The sequence below is a fragment of the Thermosynechococcus sp. TG215 genome (genome assembly GCF_031583455.1).
In the GTDB taxonomy this organism is placed as follows: Bacteria; Cyanobacteriota; Cyanobacteriia; order Thermosynechococcales; family Thermosynechococcaceae; genus Thermosynechococcus.
In genome coordinates this window covers 2,620,701-2,639,468 of record NZ_CP134178.1, presented here as the reverse complement: position 1 = coordinate 2,639,468, position 18,768 = coordinate 2,620,701, and the positions used below count along the sequence as shown (strand labels likewise).

15 protein-coding genes are annotated in these 18,768 nt (G+C 53.9%); 7 read left to right on the top strand and 8 right to left on the bottom strand.

Annotated elements, in window-relative coordinates:
- Positions 1-8: 8 nt before the first annotated feature.
- Positions 9-2,309, top strand: a complete 2,301-nt coding sequence (gene glgB / locus RHJ02_RS12885) for a 1,4-alpha-glucan branching enzyme (protein WP_302676882.1) — start codon at positions 9-11, stop codon at positions 2,307-2,309.
- Here the strand turns inward: glgB and RHJ02_RS12880 are convergent.
- The 4 genes from RHJ02_RS12880 to RHJ02_RS12865 all read right to left on the bottom strand — a co-directional run bounded on the left by RHJ02_RS12880 (position 2,306) and on the right by RHJ02_RS12865 (position 7,178).
- Entirely contained in the window at positions 2,306-4,120 is a 1,815-nt protein-coding gene (locus RHJ02_RS12880) for an ABC transporter ATP-binding protein (RefSeq protein WP_310800297.1), read from the bottom strand. The two genes, glgB and RHJ02_RS12880, sit on opposite strands and share 4 nt — an antisense overlap.
- Before the next feature lie 78 nt (positions 4,121-4,198).
- Positions 4,199-5,641, bottom strand: a complete 1,443-nt coding sequence (gene gndA / locus RHJ02_RS12875; protein ID WP_206200502.1) for an NADP-dependent phosphogluconate dehydrogenase — start codon at positions 5,639-5,641, stop codon at positions 4,199-4,201.
- A gap of 82 nt (positions 5,642-5,723) precedes the next feature.
- The gene (locus RHJ02_RS12870; protein WP_206200501.1) at positions 5,724-6,206 is read right to left on the bottom strand and encodes a DUF3828 domain-containing protein; all 483 of its coding nucleotides are present in this window, start codon (positions 6,204-6,206) and stop codon (positions 5,724-5,726) included.
- Between the two features lie 3 nt (positions 6,207-6,209).
- Complete coding sequence (locus RHJ02_RS12865) at positions 6,210-7,178, bottom strand: protochlorophyllide reductase (RefSeq protein WP_206200500.1); 969 nt, start codon at positions 7,176-7,178, stop codon at positions 6,210-6,212.
- Positions 7,179-7,350: 172 nt separating this feature from the next.
- Here RHJ02_RS12865 and lipA point away from each other — a divergent pair, with 172 nt between their 5' ends.
- A complete protein-coding gene (gene lipA, locus RHJ02_RS12860; protein WP_206200499.1) occupies positions 7,351-8,238 on the top strand; it encodes a lipoyl synthase in 888 nt (295 codons plus the stop codon).
- 12 nt (positions 8,239-8,250) lie between these two features.
- On the opposite strand, the gene RHJ02_RS12855 is transcribed toward lipA, so the two are convergent.
- Entirely contained in the window at positions 8,251-8,934 is a 684-nt protein-coding gene (locus RHJ02_RS12855; protein ID WP_310800296.1) for a hypothetical protein, read from the bottom strand.
- Positions 8,935-9,247: 313 nt separating this feature from the next.
- Here RHJ02_RS12855 and RHJ02_RS12850 point away from each other — a divergent pair, with 313 nt between their 5' ends.
- Complete coding sequence (locus RHJ02_RS12850) at positions 9,248-11,068, top strand: iron uptake porin (RefSeq protein ID WP_310800295.1); 1,821 nt, start codon at positions 9,248-9,250, stop codon at positions 11,066-11,068.
- A gap of 55 nt (positions 11,069-11,123) precedes the next feature.
- On the opposite strand, the gene RHJ02_RS12845 is transcribed toward RHJ02_RS12850, so the two are convergent.
- The 3 genes from RHJ02_RS12845 to RHJ02_RS12835 are packed head-to-tail and all read right to left on the bottom strand — an operon-like array spanning position 11,124 to position 13,434.
- Positions 11,124-11,846, bottom strand: a complete 723-nt coding sequence (locus tag RHJ02_RS12845; RefSeq protein ID WP_310800294.1) for a hypothetical protein — start codon at positions 11,844-11,846, stop codon at positions 11,124-11,126.
- Positions 11,847-11,875: 29 nt separating this feature from the next.
- Positions 11,876-12,640: a hypothetical protein gene (locus RHJ02_RS12840; protein WP_310800293.1), complete on the bottom strand. Its 765-nt coding sequence runs from the start codon at positions 12,638-12,640 to the stop codon at positions 11,876-11,878.
- A gap of 29 nt (positions 12,641-12,669) precedes the next feature.
- Positions 12,670-13,434 carry a hypothetical protein gene (locus RHJ02_RS12835; protein ID WP_310800292.1) on the bottom strand — a complete coding sequence of 255 codons (765 nt, stop codon included), beginning with the start codon at positions 13,432-13,434 and terminating at the stop codon, positions 12,670-12,672.
- A gap of 268 nt (positions 13,435-13,702) precedes the next feature.
- Between RHJ02_RS12835 and RHJ02_RS12830 the strand changes: the two genes are divergently transcribed.
- From RHJ02_RS12830 to RHJ02_RS12815, 4 genes are all read left to right on the top strand, one after another.
- Positions 13,703-14,938 (top strand): response regulator, encoded by a 1,236-nt coding sequence (locus RHJ02_RS12830; RefSeq protein ID WP_310743142.1) that lies wholly within the window; start codon positions 13,703-13,705, stop codon positions 14,936-14,938.
- Between the two features lie 66 nt (positions 14,939-15,004).
- On the top strand, positions 15,005-15,367 hold the full coding sequence (locus RHJ02_RS12825) for a PleD family two-component system response regulator (RefSeq protein ID WP_206200491.1): 363 nt from the start codon (positions 15,005-15,007) through the stop codon (positions 15,365-15,367).
- Between the two features lie 2 nt (positions 15,368-15,369).
- Positions 15,370-15,912, top strand: coding sequence for a chemotaxis protein CheW (locus tag RHJ02_RS12820; RefSeq protein WP_310800291.1), 543 nt, complete (start codon positions 15,370-15,372; stop codon positions 15,910-15,912).
- Between the two features lie 33 nt (positions 15,913-15,945).
- Positions 15,946-18,768: a methyl-accepting chemotaxis protein gene (locus tag RHJ02_RS12815; protein ID WP_310800290.1), complete on the top strand. Its 2,823-nt coding sequence runs from the start codon at positions 15,946-15,948 to the stop codon at positions 18,766-18,768.

Here is an 18,768-nt window from a genome sequence, read left to right as displayed (position 1 = left end):
ATAAAAATATGACCGTTTCGCCCGAACAGATTGACCGCATTGTTTCCAACCAGCACCACGATCCCTTTGAAATTTTGGGATGTCACCAGATCAGTGAGAATGGCCAATCCATGTGGGCGGTACGCGCCTATTTACCCAATGCCGAACGGGTGAGTGTCCTCTGTCCAGAGCAGCGGCAAGAATATCCGATGACGCCAGTGCACCACCCCCACTTTTTTGAATGCCGCATTCCTCTGCCGGAACTGAATAATTATCAACTGAAAATTTATGAAAATGGCCACGAGCGGGTGATCTACGATCCCTATGCCTTCCGCTCCTCAAAGCTGACGGATTTTGATATTCATCTCTTTGCCGAGGGCAATCACCACCGCATCTATGAAAAACTCGGGGCACACCTGCTCACAGTCGATGGCGTTGCAGGGGTGTATTTTGCCGTCTGGGCACCCAATGCCCGCAATGTCTCTGTCATTGGCAACTTTAACCACTGGGATGGCCGCAAACACCAAATGGCACGGCGCGGCAATGGCATCTGGGAACTCTTTATCCCCGGCTTGGGTGTGGGCGAGCACTATAAGTACGAAATTAAGAACCAAGACGGCCACATCTACGAAAAATCAGATCCCTACGGCTTTTACCAAGAACCGCGTCCCAAGACCGCCTCTATTGTCACCGACCTCAACAGCTACGAATGGGGCGATAACGACTGGCTAGAAAAACGGCGCCACACCGACCCCCTGACGCAGCCGATTTCCGTCTTTGAGGTGCATTTAGGATCGTGGCTCCACGCCTCAATGGAAGACCCCCCTATTGGTGCTGATGGCCAACCCCAAGAACCCGTACAGGTGGCAGAACTCAAGCCCTGGGCACGCTTTCTCACCTATCGCGAATTGGCGGCCAAACTCATTCCCTACGTCAAGGAATTGGGCTACACCCACATTGAACTCTTGCCCGTTGCTGAGCATCCCTTCGATGGCTCTTGGGGTTATCAAGTCACTGGCTACTACGCCCCCACCTCTCGCCATGGCAGTCCCCAGGACTTTATGTATTTCGTGGATCAGTGCCACCAAAACGGTATTGGTGTGATTGTGGATTGGGTACCGGGGCACTTTCCCAAGGATGGCCACGGCCTCGCCTTCTTTGATGGCACCCACCTCTACGAACACGCGGATCCGCGCAAGGGCGAACACAAGGAATGGGGCACCCTTGTCTTTAACTATGGTCGCCACGAAGTGCGCAATTTTCTGGTGGCCAATGCTCTCTTTTGGTTTGACAAGTACCACATTGATGGTATTCGCGTGGATGCCGTGGCCTCGATGCTCTATCTTGACTATGCCCGCAAGGAGGGTGAGTGGGTACCCAATGAATACGGCGGACGGGAAAATTTAGAGGCGGCCAACTTCCTGCGCCAAGTCAACCATGTGATCTTTAGCTACTTTCCGGGAATTCTCTCGATCGCGGAGGAGTCAACGGCCTGGCCGATGGTCTCTTGGCCAACCTACATGGGGGGATTGGGCTTCAACCTGAAGTGGAATATGGGTTGGATGCACGATATTCTGGACTACTTCAGCATGGATCCGTGGTTCCGCCAGTTCCACCAAAACAATGTCACCTTCAGTATGTGGTATCACCACAGCGAGAACTTCATGCTGGCGCTCTCCCATGATGAGGTGGTGCACGGCAAGAGTCACATCATTGGCAAAATGCCGGGCGATCGCTGGCAGAAATTCGCCAATCTGCGCTGTTTATTTGCCTACATGTTCACTCACCCCGGCAAGAAAACAATGTTCATGGGGATGGAGTTTGCCCAATGGAGCGAGTGGAATGTCTGGAGCGATTTAGAGTGGCACCTGCTGCAATACGAACCCCACCAGCAAACCAAACGCTTCTTTGAGGATCTCAATCGCCTCTACCGTTCACAACCTGCCCTCTACACCCAAGATTTCAAACAGGAGGGCTTTGAGTGGATTGACTGTAGCGATAACCGCCATAGCGTTGTGTCCTTTATCCGCTGGGATAAGGACTACCAAGATTTTGTGGTTGTCGTCTGTAACTTTACACCACAGCCCCACAGCCACTACCGCATTGGCGTGCCGGAGCATGGCTTCTATAGTGAATTGTTTAACAGTGATGCCCGCGAGTATGGCGGTAGCAACATGGGTAACTTGGGCGGTAAATGGGCGGATGAGTGGCCTTACCACAACCGCCGCTACTCCCTTGATCTCTGCTTGCCCCCCTTGGCAGTGCTGATCTTGAAACTGGATCGCGAGAAAACAGCCGCTGAGCGGGCACGCTATAACCTCACACCCTAACCTTCAGGGAGGAGCTGGCCGGCTTGGACTTGCCAGAGGCCGTAATAGACGCCCTGCTGCGCCAAGAGTGCTTCGTGTGTCCCCTGTTCAACAATGTCGCCCTGCTCTAGAACGTAAATGCAGTCGGCGTGGCGAATCGTCGAGAGGCGGTGGGCAATGGCAATGGTGGTGCGATGGGCGGTAATGTGGGCTAGCGATCGCTGGATGGCGGCTTCGGTTTCGTTATCCACGGCGGAGGTGGCTTCATCGAGCACTAGAATCGGTGGATCTTTGAGCAGGGCGCGGGCGATCGCCAGCCGCTGCCGCTGACCGCCGGAGAGTTTTTGCCCCCGTTCGCCGACCACCGTGTCGTAACCTTGGGGCAGTTGCTCGATAAAGTCATGGGCTTCCGCCAATTTTGCAGCATGCACAACGTCTGCTAGGGTGGCCTGGGGGCTGCCATAGGCAATGTTCTCAAAGACGGTGCCATGGAAGAGAAAGACATCCTGACTCACCCAACCAATGGCACGGCGCAAGTCCCGCAGCCGATACTCGCGAATATCCACCCCATCAATGAGAATGCGCCCTTCTTGCACCTCATAGAACCGCAGTAACAATTTCACAAGGGTACTTTTGCCGGATCCCGTGGAGCCGACAATGGCGATCGTCTGACCTGCAGGCACGTGCAAGCTGACATTTTTTAGCACCGGCGCCCGACCCGCGTAGGCAAAGCTAACGCATTCAAAGCGCACCTCTCCTTTGACATGGCGCGGATCAAGGGGGCGATCGCCCGTACAAATCGCGATCGGCGTTTCCAGCAAATTCAGCACCCGTTGCGTTGAGGCCATGGCTCGCTGATACTGATCCAGTGTTTCCCCCAAACGGGTCAAGGGCCAGAGCAACCGTTGAATCAGATAGACCATCGTGCTGTAGGCGCCCACATCCAAGCGCCCCTGAAAAGCGGCAAAGCCACCCAGCACCAACGTTCCCGTAAAGCCAAAGAGGATCACAAAGCGAATCAGGGGAATATAGGCAGCACTGAGGCGAATGGCGCGGCGATTACTCTGTTGGTAGGCTTCACTATCCCAGCGCAGGCGCTCCAATTCGTAAGCCTCGGCAGTAAAGCTCTTGATCGTTTGAATACCTGAGATATTGTTAGCCAAGCGTTCGTTGAGGCGTCCCGCCTTTTCCCGCACATCGGCATAACGAGGGGCGAGTCGCCGCTGAAAGATGACGGATCCCCAGAGAATAAAGGGCATCGGCAGCATCCCCCAGATCGCCACATTGGGCGCCAAATAAAAGAAAATCCCACCAATCACTAAGACGGTGGTTGTGACTTGCAACACCTCGTTGGCACCGCCATCCAAAAAGCGCTCTAGTTGGTTAATGTCATCATTGAGAATCGAGAGCAACACCCCACTGCTGCGTTCTTCAAAAAACGCCAAATCCATCTCTTGGACATGGGCATAGGTCTCAAGGCGCAGGTCGTGTTGAATCTGCTGGGCTAGGTTGCGCCAACTGCGGGCATAGGCATACTCAAAGAGGGATTCCAAGCTCCAGATCACAAATGATAGGCCGGCCAAGGCCAACAGTTGCTGCTCAAAGGTCACCAGCCCCCAGCGGGCGAAGAGGGAATCCTGCTGCTTCACCACCAGATCCACAGCAATCCCAATCAGAACGGGGGGAGCGAGATCAAAAATTTTATTGAGGATAGAGTAGAGGGAGGCAAGCCCCACTTGGCGTTGGTAGCGTTGGCTGTGGTGCAGCAGTCGTAAAAACGGATGCAAGGCTTCTTGGCCTCCCCAAAGTGCAGGATGATCGCGGGCAAGCAAATCACTCGCCTAATTCTTAAGATAAGCTAAAGAATTGCCCCCTTGGGGAACAACGCCTCCAACGCTACTGCCTACCTCTTAAATGGATGCTTTTCCTGCCTCCTGAATCGGTACCCACTCCGTATGGAAGGTTCCCGGTTTATCGATCCGCTCGTAGGTATGGGCACCAAAGAAATCCCGCTGTGCTTGGGTGAGATTTTGCGGCAGGCGATCGCGCCGATAGCTATCGAAGTACTCCAAGGACGCGCCAAAGGCGGGCACAGCAATCCCAGCACGGGTCGCCTCCACCAACACCTCCCGCCACGCCGCCTGTTTATCGAGGATGGTTTGCCGAAACTCCGGCGCCAGCAGCAGATTGGCCAGTTGGGGATTTTCGCTGTAGGCCTGCTTGATCTTATTCAAGAAGCCAGCGCGAATAATGCAGCCCCCTTTCCAGATGCGGGCAATCTCGCCAAGGTTTAGTTGATTATCAAAGAGTTCTTGGGAGCCTTTGGCAATCAGCGCCATCCCTTGGGCATAGGAGCAAATCTTTGAGCAGTAGAGGGCATCGCGAATTTTGTCAATGAATTCTTGCCTATTGCCGCTAAAGTGAGCCGCAGGGCCGGGGAGGACTTGGGCAGCCGCCATCCGTTCGGCTTTGATGGAGGACATGATGCGGGCATTCACGGCAGCGGTAATCGTTGGAATGGCCACCCCCATTTCAAGGGCACTTTCCACCGTCCAGCGACCGGTTCCCTTTTGACCTGCCGCATCCACAATCACATCCACAAGGGGCAAATGGGTTTCTGGGTCAATATAGGTGAAAATCTGGCTAGTAATTTCAATCAAAAATGAGTTGAGTTCGGGGGTCTCATTCCAACTTTTGAAAACCTCATGAAGTTGCTGGTGATTGAGGCCAAGGAGGTTTTTCAGCAGGTCATAGGCCTCGGCAATGAGTTGCATATCGCCATACTCAATACCGTTGTGCACCATCTTGACAAAGTGCCCCGATCCCCCCGGCCCAATGTAGGTGACACAGGGGCCATCATCCACTTGCGCTGCAATTTTGGTGAGAATGGGTTCGAGGGCTTGATAGGCCTCCCGACTGCCACCGGGCATGAGACTCGGACCATTGAGGGCACCTTCTTCACCGCCACTGACGCCCATGCCAAAGAAGCACAGCCCTACTGCCTCCATTTCAGCAACGCGGCGTTCGGTATCCGTGTAGAGGGAGTTGCCCCCATCAATGAGAATGTCGCCCGGTTCAAGGAGTGGCTTGAGTTGCTGGATCAGGTCATCCACGGGTTTGCCGGCTTTGACCATCGCCAAAATGCGGCGGGGACGCGACAGCGACGCCACAAATTCCTCAAGACGATAGGTGGCCTTGAAGCGACGGCCGGCGGCTCGTTCGGCCATGAAAGCTTCAGTGCGGGCGGGGGTGCGATTATAAACCGCCACGGAGAATCCATTTCGCTCCACATTGAGGGCAAGGTTTTCCCCCATGACAGCGAGGCCAATGACGCCAAAATCTTGCTGTGACATACATCCGTCCTGCAATGGCAAGGATCACTTCCACCATAGCGGCAAGCTCAGCCAGAGGAATGGAAGAAGACGTTAAGGTTCACTAGCGGTTGATGTCCCGCAGCAGACAGCGCAGGTTGTCCCACGTGCTCAGGTAGATCAGGTTATCAATTTGCCAGCGATCGCCCCCTTGGCGCAGGAGTACTTTTATCGGCACAGGCGTTCCCGATCGCCCCCGTAGACCTACCATAACCTCAATATCCACTTCCGCCACTTGGGGATGATTGGGCGATCGCCGCACGTTGCGCACTTTCACCCCTTGAGTACTCACTTGGGTAAAGGAAAAGGGATCAAAGTCTAGCCAAGCGCCATCCCGTGGCTGTTTGCGAAAGGCTTGCATCAACTGCTGGTATAGATCGGGCGTAAACGCTGCTCGCTGCTGAGAGAACCGTTGGCGGCCTTGATCTTGGTTTCGCACCCACCACTGATAAAATTGGCTCACCACTGTTTCTGGTGCTGAGCTGGCGATCGCCCCCGTCTCGATGACAAGGGCAAGACTAACGCCGAGGGGCAACCACCACTGCATCGGCTAGGCCAAACCCACCAGTTTTTCGCTCAACTCCCACAGGCGGCGCGCTTTTTGCTCATCACTGCCCTCTGCCGAGAGTTCTTGGACAAAGGCTTTGCGGCCCTCTTTTTGGCGGTTACCCCAACTCCAGTGCACCCCCGACTGGCAAAACTCTGGGTCGGCCACCACCATTGCGACGCGCTCACCCGCTAGTTCTTGACTGACATAGCCCCCCGTGATGTTTTTCTGGAAGAGGGGGAAGAGCTTCTGGAAGAGGGGAAAGTGGTTGCGAAAGAGGGGGGTGTCCGCCACACAGCCCGGATACAAGGAGCTAAAGACAATCCCCGTCGAATCATGGAAGCGGCGATGTAGTTCCCGCACCGTGAGCATATTGCAGAGCTTGCTGTCTTTATAGGCCTTGCCCGACTTGAAGGGCTTGCCGTTAATCATGGCGATGGGTTTCTTGAAGCCCTTCTCAAAGCCTTCGAGGTTACCCAAATCGGGGGGAGCAGGAATGGGAATTTTGCCGCCGAGTTCTTTGCGGTTGGCCGTCACCGTGCCGAGAATCACCAAGCGCTTATCGCTTTCGGGAGACTTCTTCAAATCATCGAGGAGGAGGTTGGCCAAAAGAAAGTGCCCCAAATGGTTGGTGGCCACACTGATTTCATAGCCATCCACACTGTAGATCGGTTCCTTGAGCAGGGGATAATAGACAGCGGCATTGCAGACAAGGGCACGCAAGGGGCGATTCAATGCCCGAAATGACTCCACAAAGCCGCGCACACTGGCCAACGAGGACAAGTCCAAATGCAAAATCGTGTAGGCCTGCGGCGGAATCTGCAAGTCTTTGGCGGCTTGCTCTGCTTTTTCAAGATTGCGGCAGGCCATAACAACGTGCCAGCCCCGATTAGCTAAGGCTTTGGTGGCATACAATCCGACTCCAGAGGATGCACCCGTAATAATGACCGTTGGGCGTGGCTGATCACTCATAGGTTCTGTGGCATACCTGCGGTAACGTCGCTATTGATCCTGCCATAGAAGCGATCGCCCCCTAGGCGCACCCCTAGGGATCATTTACAGTTACTTAATAAATAGACTCGATAGTTAATCAAGTTTTGTATCTAGCTCGCCTCTCCCCTATTTTCAGGATTAACCCGACTCTATGACTATCTCCCAACCCCTGCCGCCGTGGCTGCGCAAACCCCTTGGCAAAGCCAGTGAGATCTCCACCGTGCAACGCCTCGTGCGCCACTATGGCATCCACACCATCTGTGAAGAGGGGCGCTGTCCCAATCGCGGTGAATGCTATGCCCAAAAAACCGCCACTTTTTTACTCTTAGGCGCCACCTGTACCCGTGCCTGCGCTTTTTGCCAAGTGGAGAAAGGCCACGCTCCTGCTGCCGTTGATCCAGAGGAACCAGCAAAAATTGCGGCTGCTGTGGCTACCTTGGGATTGCGCTATGTAGTTTTAACCTCTGTGGCTCGCGATGACCTAGCCGATCAGGGGGCGGGTCAATTTGTTGCGACCATGCACGCGATTCGCCAACGCTGTCCCGGCACGGAAATTGAAGTCCTCACCCCCGACTTTCGTATGGATCGGGGACGCTTGAGCCAACGGAACTGCATTGCCCAAATTGTGGCGGCACAGCCTGCCTGCTACAACCACAACCTCGAAACTGTACGCCGCTTGCAAGGCCCGGTGCGACGGGGTGCCACCTATGAGAGTTCACTGCGGGTCTTGACCACGGTTAAGGAACTGAATCCCCACCTTCCCACCAAGTCGGGCTTGATGTTGGGCTTGGGAGAAACCGAAGCAGAGGTGATTCAAACTCTAAAAGATTTGCGAGCCGTGGGGTGCGATCGCCTGACCTTGGGACAATACCTGCCCCCCTCGTTGAGTCATTTGCCTGTGGTCAAGTATTGGACACCTGAAGAATTTAACACCTTGGGCAAGATTGCCCGCGAACTCGGCTTTTCCCACGTGCGATCGGGGCCTCTTGTACGTAGCTCCTACCATGCAGCAGATGCCGCGCCAACCCAAGAAGCGTGATGGGTACTTCATTCAATCAGGAAAGTATTTGCCCCTTGTGGTGACCATTGCCGCACCGCGATCGCGAATCAACGCCTTGGCTGCCCGCTCAACGCGATAGCCAAAAAACAGAGGGCGAATTTCCTCAGTCGCTTCCACTTGAGCCACCAGATTCAAAAACCGCTCCACCTCAGATTCGGTGATATTGCTTTTGACTTCCCCCAACACTAGAATCGGCTCTCCATGAACTTGACCCCGGATGACCAAGTCAAACTCATCACTGCCGTTGCGTAGGGGTAGGGCATCCCGCTCACAAAATTCGATTTCCATGCCCCAGCGATGTTCTAGGATTTCGGGCACCACTTCCAGAGCAAGGTCTTCTAGGGACCCACCGAGAGCTTCACTGAGGCCGCCCACTTGGCGTGCAAGTTGTTTGACGGCTCGTTCAGTGCGCTTTTGCGCTTCAGCCAGTTCTGCAACAGCAACAGCTAGCTGATCCACTCGTTCTTCAGTGCGTTTTTGAGCTTGGGCGAGTTCTTCAACTTGCTCTTCAGTGCGTTTTTGGGCTTGAGCTAATTCGCCTACGATGGACTTCAGCTCATTGAAGTCTCTTGCTTTCACCAAATCGTTGTAGGCTTCATGGATGACTTCTGCAAGCAGATGCGCTTGTTCGGGAGGAAACGCCGCCCGCAGCTTTTCTTCAAGGACAGAGGTCATTGCATCTATGAAGTCTTGGCTGTACTTTCTATTGTACCGACCAAGCAGAACTTCTCTGGTTGCCACCCCCTCTATCAGAAAGGCTCCTTGTGTGCAGCTCGTACCACGCCAGCCAGACGGATGAAATTCCAGTGTCAACAAATCAAAACAAAGTATTTGACAAATCAAAGGGGAAGCACTTAGAATCTATCAGAACTTGCATAATCGGCTTGCAACACATTTAAGCCATATTGTGTAAGCTAAGTACTAGGGGACAGCAGAATGAATTGATCGCTCTGCCGAACCCAGACGCTCGTGAGTGAGGAGTAACATCGTGAAAAAGACGTACCTGTTAGCAGGTAGCTTGAGCCTACTGGGTGTGGTCGCAGGGGCTAACATTGCTACCGCGAATGAACCCGCCAACTTCGAAAACCTAATTGCTGCTGAACCACAAAATCTCCAAGTTTCTGAAGCACTGCCTGCCCCCAACACCATTGCAGACGCTTCGAGCACGATTACCTCTGTCAATCAGCTTCTGGCCAACGAAGAATCCATGGGGCAGGTGACCTCTGTCTCGCAACTGTCTGACGTGCGTCCCACCGACTGGGCCTACCAAGCCCTCGCCTCCTTGGTTGAAAAGTATGGCTGTATCGCGGGGTATCCTGATGGCACCTTCCGTGGCAACCGTGCCGCCACCCGTTATGAAATGGCAGCAGCATTGAACGCCTGCCTCGATGTGATTAGCGATCGCTTTGCCACCAAAGAAGACCTCGCCACTCTTCAGAGACTCATGGATGAGTTCGCTGCTGAACTCGCCACCCTGCGCGGTCGCGTGGACAACCTCGAAGCCCGCACCGCTGCCCTTGAAGCCACCCAGTTCTCGACAACGACCAAGCTCACGGGTACGGCGGTGATGTCGGTGCAGTACGGTGGTCGCCAAAGTAGTAATAGCATTTTGGGCTCCGTGCGTCCTGGTCCCGATCCTGCCAACCCAGGTAACAATATTCCTCTTGGCGGCGGTAACTTTATTTCACTCGCCTCCGGACGTCCAAATCCGACAGTTATTTCTGCCGTTCTGCTGAACCTGAATACCAGCTTTACCGGCACTGACTTGCTGCAAACCACCCTGTCTACGGGCAATGGCGGTCGCGATGCCATTAGCACCTATGGTCTGGGTTTGCAAATAAACTCGACCCTCGGAGCTGGCAATACATTTAATAATGCACTGGGGCCGCTTCCCTACTTTAGCCCCAGCCAGTACTACTGGTCGAACTTTGGTCCGAATGTGGAGCTATACCGCCTAGCCTATACGTTTAAGCCCACCCAAGATATCACCATTACTGCAGGGACACGGTTCTATCCGAGCGACATCATTGACACCAATAGCTGGGCGAACTCTCCTACCAGTGACTTTGGCACTTACTTCTTCCTCAATAACCCCTTCATTGTGCCCTACGCCATGAACTACCTAGGGGGTGCAGGGGTTGCTATCCAGTGGAACCCCAATGAAGGTCCTTTTACTGTGCGGGCATTGTATCTTGCGGCAGAGCCAGGACGAGCTAATTCTGGCATTGCCCCTCCAAGTCCGGGGGGTGGGTTTGCGGGTGATCCCTACCAAGCTTCCTTGGAGTTGGAGTATGCCAACACCTTTGGCAATGGTCGCAACAGTTATGCGGTGAAGCTTCAAGGTACCTACTCCAAAACCTATGGCATTGAGGCGCAAGCGGGGGGCATCAACTTTGAGCTCAATCTGGGTCGCTTGGGCATCTTTGGCCGTGCAGGGGTAGCAGGGATTCCCAATGGCTACTTCCCCAATGTTTCGCCCCTACCGTTTTCTATTTTTGGTGCCCCTGCCGCTGGCATGATGGCCTATAACTTTATGGCGGGTATTGGCTACAAAGACTTGCTGGTGCCAGGTTCAGTACTGGCGGCAGCGGCGGGTGCGCCGTTTATCAACAGTGCACCTAGTTTTGCTTTCATTAACAATGCCAATCAGGTCAACATTGAGGCCTTTTACAAATTCCCCATCAGTGACAACATCAGCATCACGCCTATCTTCACAGCGATTATCAACCCCAACAATACCAATGGGGGTGGGGTTATTTCTGGTCAGCCGATTCTGCAAGGCGTGATTCGGACTACGTTCACGTTCTAGAGCGGGTGAATTTGCCCTCACCCTAGATCCCTCTCCCCTGTGGAGGGGGATTTTTTTACGGGAAGTATTTACCGCGGGTGGTGACCATTACCGCGTCGCGATCGCGAATCAACGCCTTGGCTGCACGCTCAACGCGATAGCCAAAGAAGAGGGGGCGAACCTCCTCGGGCGCTGCCACTTGAGCCACTAGATTCAAAAACCGCTCCACCTCTGATTCGGTGATGTTACTTTTCACTTCCCCGAGTACCAAGATTGGTCGCCCTGCCACCTGACCCCGAATCACTAAATCAAATTCATACTCCCCATTGCGCAGGGGGAGGGTGTCGCGGTCACAGAACTCAATTTCCATGCCCCAGCGATATTCCAGAATCTCAGGCACCACCTCAAGGGCGAGGTCTTCCAGCGACCCACCCAAGGCTTCACTAAGGCCACCCACTTGGCGTGCAAGTTGTTTCACTGCTCTCTCGGTGCGCTCTTGGGCTGCCGCCAGTTGATCCACTCGTTCTTCGGTGCGCTTCTGAGCTGCCGCCAGTTCTTCGAGCCGTTCTTCCGTCCGCTTCTGCGCTTGAGCGAGTTCTGCAACAGTGACAGTCAGTTGATCCACCCGTTCTTCCGTGCGCTTCTGGGCTTGCGCCAGATCCGCGACAATCGCCTTTAGTTCGTTGAAGTCTTTGGCCTTCACCAAGTCGTCATAGGCCTCACGGATCACTTCCGCCAGTAGGTGCGCCTGTTCTGGCGAGAACGCTGCCCGTAGTTTTTCTTCGAGTGCAGAGGTCATTGCTAGTGTTGATTAGCCATATTCCCATTCTAGGGAAAGTACTTGCCGCGGGTGGTGACCATTACCGCGTTGCGATCGCGAATCAACGCCTTGGCTGCACGCTCAACGCGATAGCCAAAGAAGAGGGGGCGAACCTCCTCGGGCGCTGCCACCTGAGCCACAAGATTCAAAAATCGCTCTACCTCTGATTCGGTGATGTTGCTTTTTACTTCCCCGAGTACCAAGATTGGTCGCCCTGCCACCTGACCCCGAATCACTAAATCAAATTCATACTCCCCATTGCGCAGGGGGAGGGTGTCGCGGTCACAGAACTCAATTTCCATGCCCCAGCGATATTCCAGAATCTCGGACACCACCTCAAGGGCGAGGTCTTCCAGCGACCCACCCAAGGCTTCACTAAGGCCACCCACTTGGCGTGCGAGTTGTTTGACCGCTCTCTCGGTGCGCTCTTGGGCTGCGGCCAGTTGATCCATTCGTTCTTCGGTGCGCTTCTGGGCTTGTGCCAGTTCGGCAACGGTAACAGTCAGTTGATCCACCCGTTCTTCGGTGCGCTTCTGGGCTGCCGCGAGTTCTTCAACTCGTTCTTCAGTCCGCTTCTGAGCTGCCGCGAGTTCTTCGAGCCGTTCTTCCGTGCGCTTCTGGGCTTGCGCCAGATCCGCGACAATCGCCTTTAGTTCGTTAAAGTCTTTGGCCTTCACCAAGTCGTCATAGGCCTCACGGATCACTTCCGCCAGTAGGTGCGCTTGTTCTGGTGAGAATGCCGTCCGTAGCTTTTCTTCAAGTGCAGAGATCATTGCTAGTGTTGATTAGCCATATTCCCATTCTAGGGAAAGTACTTGCCGCGGGTGGTGACCATTACCGCGTCGCGATCGCGAATCAACGCTTTAGCTGCACGCTCAAGGCGATAGCCAAAAAAGAGGGGACGAATCTCCTCGGGCGCTTCCACTTGAGCCACTAGATTCAAAAACCGCTCCACCTCTGATTCGGTGATGTTACTTTTCACTTCCCCGAGTACCAAGATTGGTCGCCCTGCCACCTGACCCCGAATCACTAAATCAAATTCATACTCCCCATTGCGCAGGGGGAGGGTGTCGCGGTCACAGAACTCAATTTCCATGCCCCAGCGATATTCCAGAATCTCTGGCACCACCTCAAGGGCAAGGTCTTCCAGCGACCCACCCAAGGCTTCACTAAGTCCACCCACTTGGCGTGCGAGTTGTTTCACTGCTCTCTCGGTGCGCTCTTGGGCTGCCGCCAGTTGATCCACTCGTTCTTCGGTGCGCTTCTGGGCTTGTGCCAGTTCGGCAACGGTAACGGTCAGTTGATCCACCCGTTCTTCCGTCCGCTTCTGGGCTGCCGCGAGTTCTTCAACTCGTTCCTCAGTCCGCTTCTGAGCTGCCGCGAGTTCTTCGAGCCGTTCTTCCGTCCGCTTCTGGGCTTGAGCCAGATCGGCCACAATTACTTTCAGTTCATTGAAGTCTTTGGCCTTCACCAAGTCGTCATAGGCCTCACGAATTACTTCCGCCAGTAGGTGCGCCTGTTCTGGTGAGAATGCCGTCCGTAGTTTTTCTTCAAGTGTAGAGGTCATTGGTAACAGTCGCAAAAAAGCAGAGGCATCGTCATTTTTTAGAAAAGGGGTGTAGTCTACTATCCTTTGTGAAGGTCATTAACTTTTCTGAAGTTTTCTTTCATTTTTTCGCCGATACCGCTTAATATAATCAACACACCAGTATTCTGAAGCACATCTCTCACTTTAAGGAGAGGAAAACATCTCAATTGGTTTTATTGTCAAATATCGCTGGTTGCTGCCGGAGTAGGACGAAACTTCGGTGGGGGTAGCAGCTCGGAGGCTAAATATGATGACATCAGATCGCGGTTTTAGTGGCGGGGGAACACCACAGTTTACAGAAACGCTTCAGCCGGAACGATTACTCCAGCAACTCAGCACTTCAGGAGGCACAGGTTGCTTCAGGGTGAGCGTTCAAGGGCAGCAGTGGTTTCTCTACTTTGATCAGGGAAGTATTGTCTATGCTACCCACACGATTGAACCGGGCGATCGCTTTGAGCGCCATTTGCGGCAACTGAGCTGGGACGTCTCCGCCTTGGATCGCGAGTTACGTGTCCAAGTCCGACAGCAATGGGAACAGGCCAACACCCCCACCCCGATCTATGAATATGAGAGTCTGCGCTGGTTGCTTACTCAAGACATCATTACCCCAGAGCACTTTAGCCATCTAGTCGAGGGGCTAATCGTTGAAGTCCTAGAGTCGTTTTTATATCTCAAGAGCGGTCACCATCAACTTGTGCCCTATGTTGAAGTGCCAATTGTCAGCCGCTTTGACGCCACCCGACTGATTCAGCAGTGCAAATCCCGAATTCAGCAGTGGCTCAGCCTTGGCCACAAAATTGTCTCGCCTTTTCAGCGCCCCTACTTCTTTAGTGGTGCGCAAGTCAATTTAACCCCAGAGCAGCAGCAACGCTTGGGGTCGATGTTGCGGGGGTTTAGCTTCCGCCACTTGGCCGTGCTCATGAACCAAAATGAAATTGCCTTGGTGCGTAGCCTCTTACCCTTGATTGATAAAGGAGCCGTAGTCGTTCGTGAGCCGCAACATCCCTTTGATTTGCTGCCCAGTTTTGATGCCAGTTTGTGGCAGGAAACCACGCCTACCGTTACAGAGGAGAGTGGCGATTTGGGCAGTGGCTTTTTTACCTCAAAAGTGCCAAACCGTACCTATCGGATCATCTGCATTGACGATAGTCCGACCATGCTCAATGAAATTAAGCGGTTTTTGGCGGATGATGCCTTTGAAGTCATTGCCCTCAATGATTCTGTAAAAGCCCTGATGGAGGTGATGCGCCTCAATCCAGATCTGATCCTGCTGGACGTGGGGATGCCCAACATTGATGGTTATAAGTTTTGTAAAGTCATTCGCAACCATGAACGCTTTAAGTCAGTGCCGATCATTATGGTCACGGGTAACACGGGTCTCGTTGACCGCGCTAAAGCCCGCCTCGTGGGAGCGACGGACTATATGACCAAGCCCTTTACCCAAGCGGAACTCTTAAAAATGGTGTTTCAGTACTTGACGTAGTACAGGCAACCTGTGGGCAGTATATTGACAGTAATCGATTATTTGAATTGACATTTGGGAGATGACATGACGACGGTTTTAGTGGTGGAAGATACCCCCTCGGAAATGGCACTGATTACCTCGCTTCTTCAGGAATCGGGCTATACCGTCATTGCAGCCACCGACGCCAAGGAGGCTCTAGAAAAAGTCACGCAGTACAAGCCCGATGTGGTGGTGACGGATGTGGTGATGCCAGGGATGAGCGGCTTTGAACTTTGCCGCAGTCTCAAGAAAAATCCGGAAACAGAAAAGCTCCCCATTGTTGTCTGCACGTCGAAAAACCAAGAGCTAGACCGCCTTTGGGCAATGAAGCAGGGGGCAGATGCCTATGTCACGAAGCCCTTCAGCCGTGAGGATCTCCTGCGGGCACTGAAGTCGGTGGTGGTGTAGCGATGCTTGGGGCAGCACCTTGGTTGAATCATGGTGAAGGGCGGGGCGATTCCCCAAAGGGTACGCTACGCGATCGCCCCCAAGGGGCGCCCTATTTGCGTTTGGTTATCCACGACCAATTAACGGCATTGCTGCCGATGACTGAGATTCAGCAGGTGTTGGTGATCCCACCGCAACAGCTCACGGTGATTCCTAATATGGCCGCAGTGGTGATGGGACTGCTGAACTTTCGTAACCGCATTGTTTGGGTGCTGGATTTAGCCCACTTGCTCAACTTGGAGCCACTGGGTGCGGATATTTCGGTGTTGACGATCGCGTTGCTGCACACCCCCAAGGGATACCTAGGATTGGCGCTCAAGGAGGTACAGGGGATCGTCCGTCTTCCCGAGGGAGCCATTCAATCGCCTGTGGGTACAGTGAGCGCGGCGCTGGTTCCCTACCTCAAGGGCTGCTGTCGCTTAGGAGAGGAGTTGTTCTTTATCCTTGATGGGGCAGCGATCGCCGAAAGGTCTTGCTCAAGTGTTCTTGCTGTTGATGTCGGATAGCCCTGCTGTTAATGCTGTTAGGATGTGCCAACAATGACCACTGCCAAACCCTCCCTTGATATTCCCCCTCTACCACCGTCGGTATTGAACTACCAACTCCCTCCCCTAGAGGAGAAAAAAGCAACCACCAACGGCAAATCCCCTGAACAACCCTTGCCGCCTCCTTCGCCACGGCGCAGGGGTTGGGGTCTTCGTCCAAAATTCATTACCCATGCTGTTGTCTTGGCTACACTGCCCATGGTGGGGGTGGGCTTCGTGGCCAATCAACTGGTACGGCAACAGTTCATAGAGCAGGTTATCTCACTCGAACAACAGGAGGTAGGGGATGCCGCAAGGGCGCTGAATGAGTATCTGCAAGACCGGCAAGGGGATGCACGGCTTATCAGTCTGTTCTTAAACAGGCACTATACTGCAGAACTTCAGCAGCGGAATCGCCGCAAGCTGGAAGGGGTTTTGAATGAGTTTGTTGAGAACTCTGCTCGTTTCGACAGTGCCGCCATCATTGCCAACGATGGCCAAGGGACTGTCATTGCCCAATCTGCAGCAGGCAACCAGCTAGCCAACAACATTCTCCAAAATCACGAGTACTTTAAGCTGGCAATCCAAACTCGGGGCTTGGTTTTAACGCTTGAGCCTACGCTGTCGCTGCCTGCCCCTAGCCGTCCTTTCGGGCTGTTTCTGGCAATGCCCCTGATCAATCCCCAAAACCAGCAAATCACGGCAGTGCTGCGGTTACGGGTACCCAAAAGTAGCCTTAAAGAGGCCTTGCGAGACTATCAGCATAACCAATATGAAAATTTTTACCTGATAGGGTCGCAGGGAAAAATCGTGGCTGCCTCTATCCCAGAGTTGCAGCGCCGACCCTTGGCGGAAGTCTTTCCCCAACTCAGTCAACAGTGGGAAACCAACCTCGCAGTGGGCACGCTGGTTGAACAACGCCGCTCTGATGGCAAGTTTCAGTTTGCTAGCTACGCCCGTGCTAACCACCCGTTTACCGCGGTTGTCCTAGATACGGATCGCGATTATGCGCTCAGACCGCTGCGAAACCTCACTTGGACCCTCCTGTTAGGGGTGGGGGTCACGGCCATTGTGGTGGCAGCAATTGCCATCTATGCCAGCGATCGCGAGATTCAACCCCTGCTGCGAGCCACCAAGGCGGTGAGCAAAATTGGCGAAGGGGATCTCCAAACCCGTCTGCCTGTGGAGGGGGATGATGAACTGGCAACCCTCAACCGCACGATTAACCAGATGGCTGAACGGCTAGAACAGTCCCTCACTGAAGCCCAACAGGCGGCTCAGCGGGCACAACAATTGCGCGATAGTATTTTCCATTTAACCCAGCAGAGCGATCGCCAGCAAATTCTCGATAATCTGGTCAATGAGGGGCGCCATCTTTTGGGGTGCGATCGCGTGATCTTCTATGAATTTGATGAGAACTATGTCGGCAAAGTCGTTGCCGAGTCTGTAGCCGTCGGCTGGCCCCAAGCCCTCGAACAGGTGATTGACGATCCCTGCTTCCGTCAAAATTGGGTTGATGCCTACACCAAAGGACGCGTGCAAGCCACAGCAGACATTCTCAATGCGGGTCTGACAGACTGCCACCTCAAACAACTTGCTCCGTTGAAGGTGCGAGCCAACTTAGTCGTTCCCGTGTTGGTGGAGAAAAAATTGGCGGCGCTTTTAATTGCCCACCAGTGCAGTGAGCCGCGTCAGTGGCAGCAGCCCGAAATTGATGCTTTCCTCCAGTTGGCCAACCAAGCCGGACTGGTGCTTGAGCGCAGCAAATTTCTGGAGCAGACCACCGCTGCCCAAAAAGAGGCCGAACGCCTTGCCCAAGAGCAACAGCAGCGTACGGAACGCATTCAAATGCAGTTGATTAACCTGCTCACCGAAGTCGAGGCAGCCTCCCAAGGGGATCTGACGGTACGGGCCGACATCACCGCCGATGAAATTGGTACCGTTGCTGACATCTTCAACTCCCTCATTGAGAGTCTGCGGGATGTGGTGGTGCAAGTGAAAGCCACCACGGAAAAAGTGAACACCGCCCTCTTGGCGGATGAGACAGCCATGACTGAGCTGGCGGAAGAATCGCTGCGGCAAGCCAAGAAAGTGAAGCGGATGCTAGATGCCGTTGAAGCCATGTCCAGCTCGATTGAATCCGTGGCCAATAGTGCCAACGAGGCGGCAGCAGTGGCGCGCAAAGCCTCAGAGCGAGCGGTCATCAGTGGTGAAACGATGGATGCCACCGTTGATAGCATTCTCTACCTGCGGGAAACCGTGGCCGAAACCGCCAAAAAGGTGAAACGCTTGGGCGAATCCTCGCAACAGATTTCCAAGGTGATTTCGCTGATTAACCAGATTGCCCTACAAACCAACCTCTTGGCCATCAATGCCAGTATTGAGGCGGCTCGTGCCGGTGAAGAAGGCCGCGGCTTTGCTGTGGTTGCCGAAGAGGTGGGTGAACTGGCGGCGCGATCGGCAGCGGCAACTCGCGAAATTGAGCACATCGTAGAAACAATTCAGCAGGAAACCCATGAGGTGGTGAGTGCCATGGAAACAGGTACCGCTCAGGTGGTTGAAGGCACCCGCCTTGTGGAGGTAACCAAGCAGAATCTCCAAGAAATTGTGCAGGTGTCGCAGCACATTGACGAGTTGGTGCAGTCCATTTCCCAAGCTACTGTCTCCCAAGCCCGCACCGCCAATACGGTGAACACGTTGATGCGCGATTTTGCCAAGGTCTCAGAGGGGATGTCGGCCACATCCAAAGAGATTTCTGAGTCGCTGCAAGCCACCGTGGACATGGCCCAAGAACTCCAAAACTCCGTCAACATCTTTAAGGTGACTGCTGAGGGATAA

Coding starts and splice junctions, on each gene's coding strand:
- glgB (WP_302676882.1), top strand. CDS start 9: ATGACCGTTTCGCCCGAACAGATTGACCGCATTGTTTCCAACCAGCAC.
- gndA (WP_206200502.1), bottom strand. CDS start 5,641: ATGTCACAGCAAGATTTTGGCGTCATTGGCCTCGCTGTCATGGGGGAA.
- RHJ02_RS12870 (WP_206200501.1), bottom strand. CDS start 6,206: ATGCAGTGGTGGTTGCCCCTCGGCGTTAGTCTTGCCCTTGTCATCGAG.
- RHJ02_RS12865 (WP_206200500.1), bottom strand. CDS start 7,178: ATGAGTGATCAGCCACGCCCAACGGTCATTATTACGGGTGCATCCTCT.
- lipA (WP_206200499.1), top strand. CDS start 7,351: ATGACTATCTCCCAACCCCTGCCGCCGTGGCTGCGCAAACCCCTTGGC.
- RHJ02_RS12855 (WP_310800296.1), bottom strand. CDS start 8,934: ATGACCTCTGTCCTTGAAGAAAAGCTGCGGGCGGCGTTTCCTCCCGAA.
- RHJ02_RS12845 (WP_310800294.1), bottom strand. CDS start 11,846: ATGACCTCTGCACTCGAAGAAAAACTACGGGCAGCGTTCTCGCCAGAA.
- RHJ02_RS12840 (WP_310800293.1), bottom strand. CDS start 12,640: ATGATCTCTGCACTTGAAGAAAAGCTACGGACGGCATTCTCACCAGAA.
- RHJ02_RS12835 (WP_310800292.1), bottom strand. CDS start 13,434: ATGACCTCTACACTTGAAGAAAAACTACGGACGGCATTCTCACCAGAA.
- RHJ02_RS12830 (WP_310743142.1), top strand. CDS start 13,703: ATGATGACATCAGATCGCGGTTTTAGTGGCGGGGGAACACCACAGTTT.
- RHJ02_RS12825 (WP_206200491.1), top strand. CDS start 15,005: ATGACGACGGTTTTAGTGGTGGAAGATACCCCCTCGGAAATGGCACTG.
- RHJ02_RS12820 (WP_310800291.1), top strand. CDS start 15,370: ATGCTTGGGGCAGCACCTTGGTTGAATCATGGTGAAGGGCGGGGCGAT.
- RHJ02_RS12815 (WP_310800290.1), top strand. CDS start 15,946: ATGACCACTGCCAAACCCTCCCTTGATATTCCCCCTCTACCACCGTCG.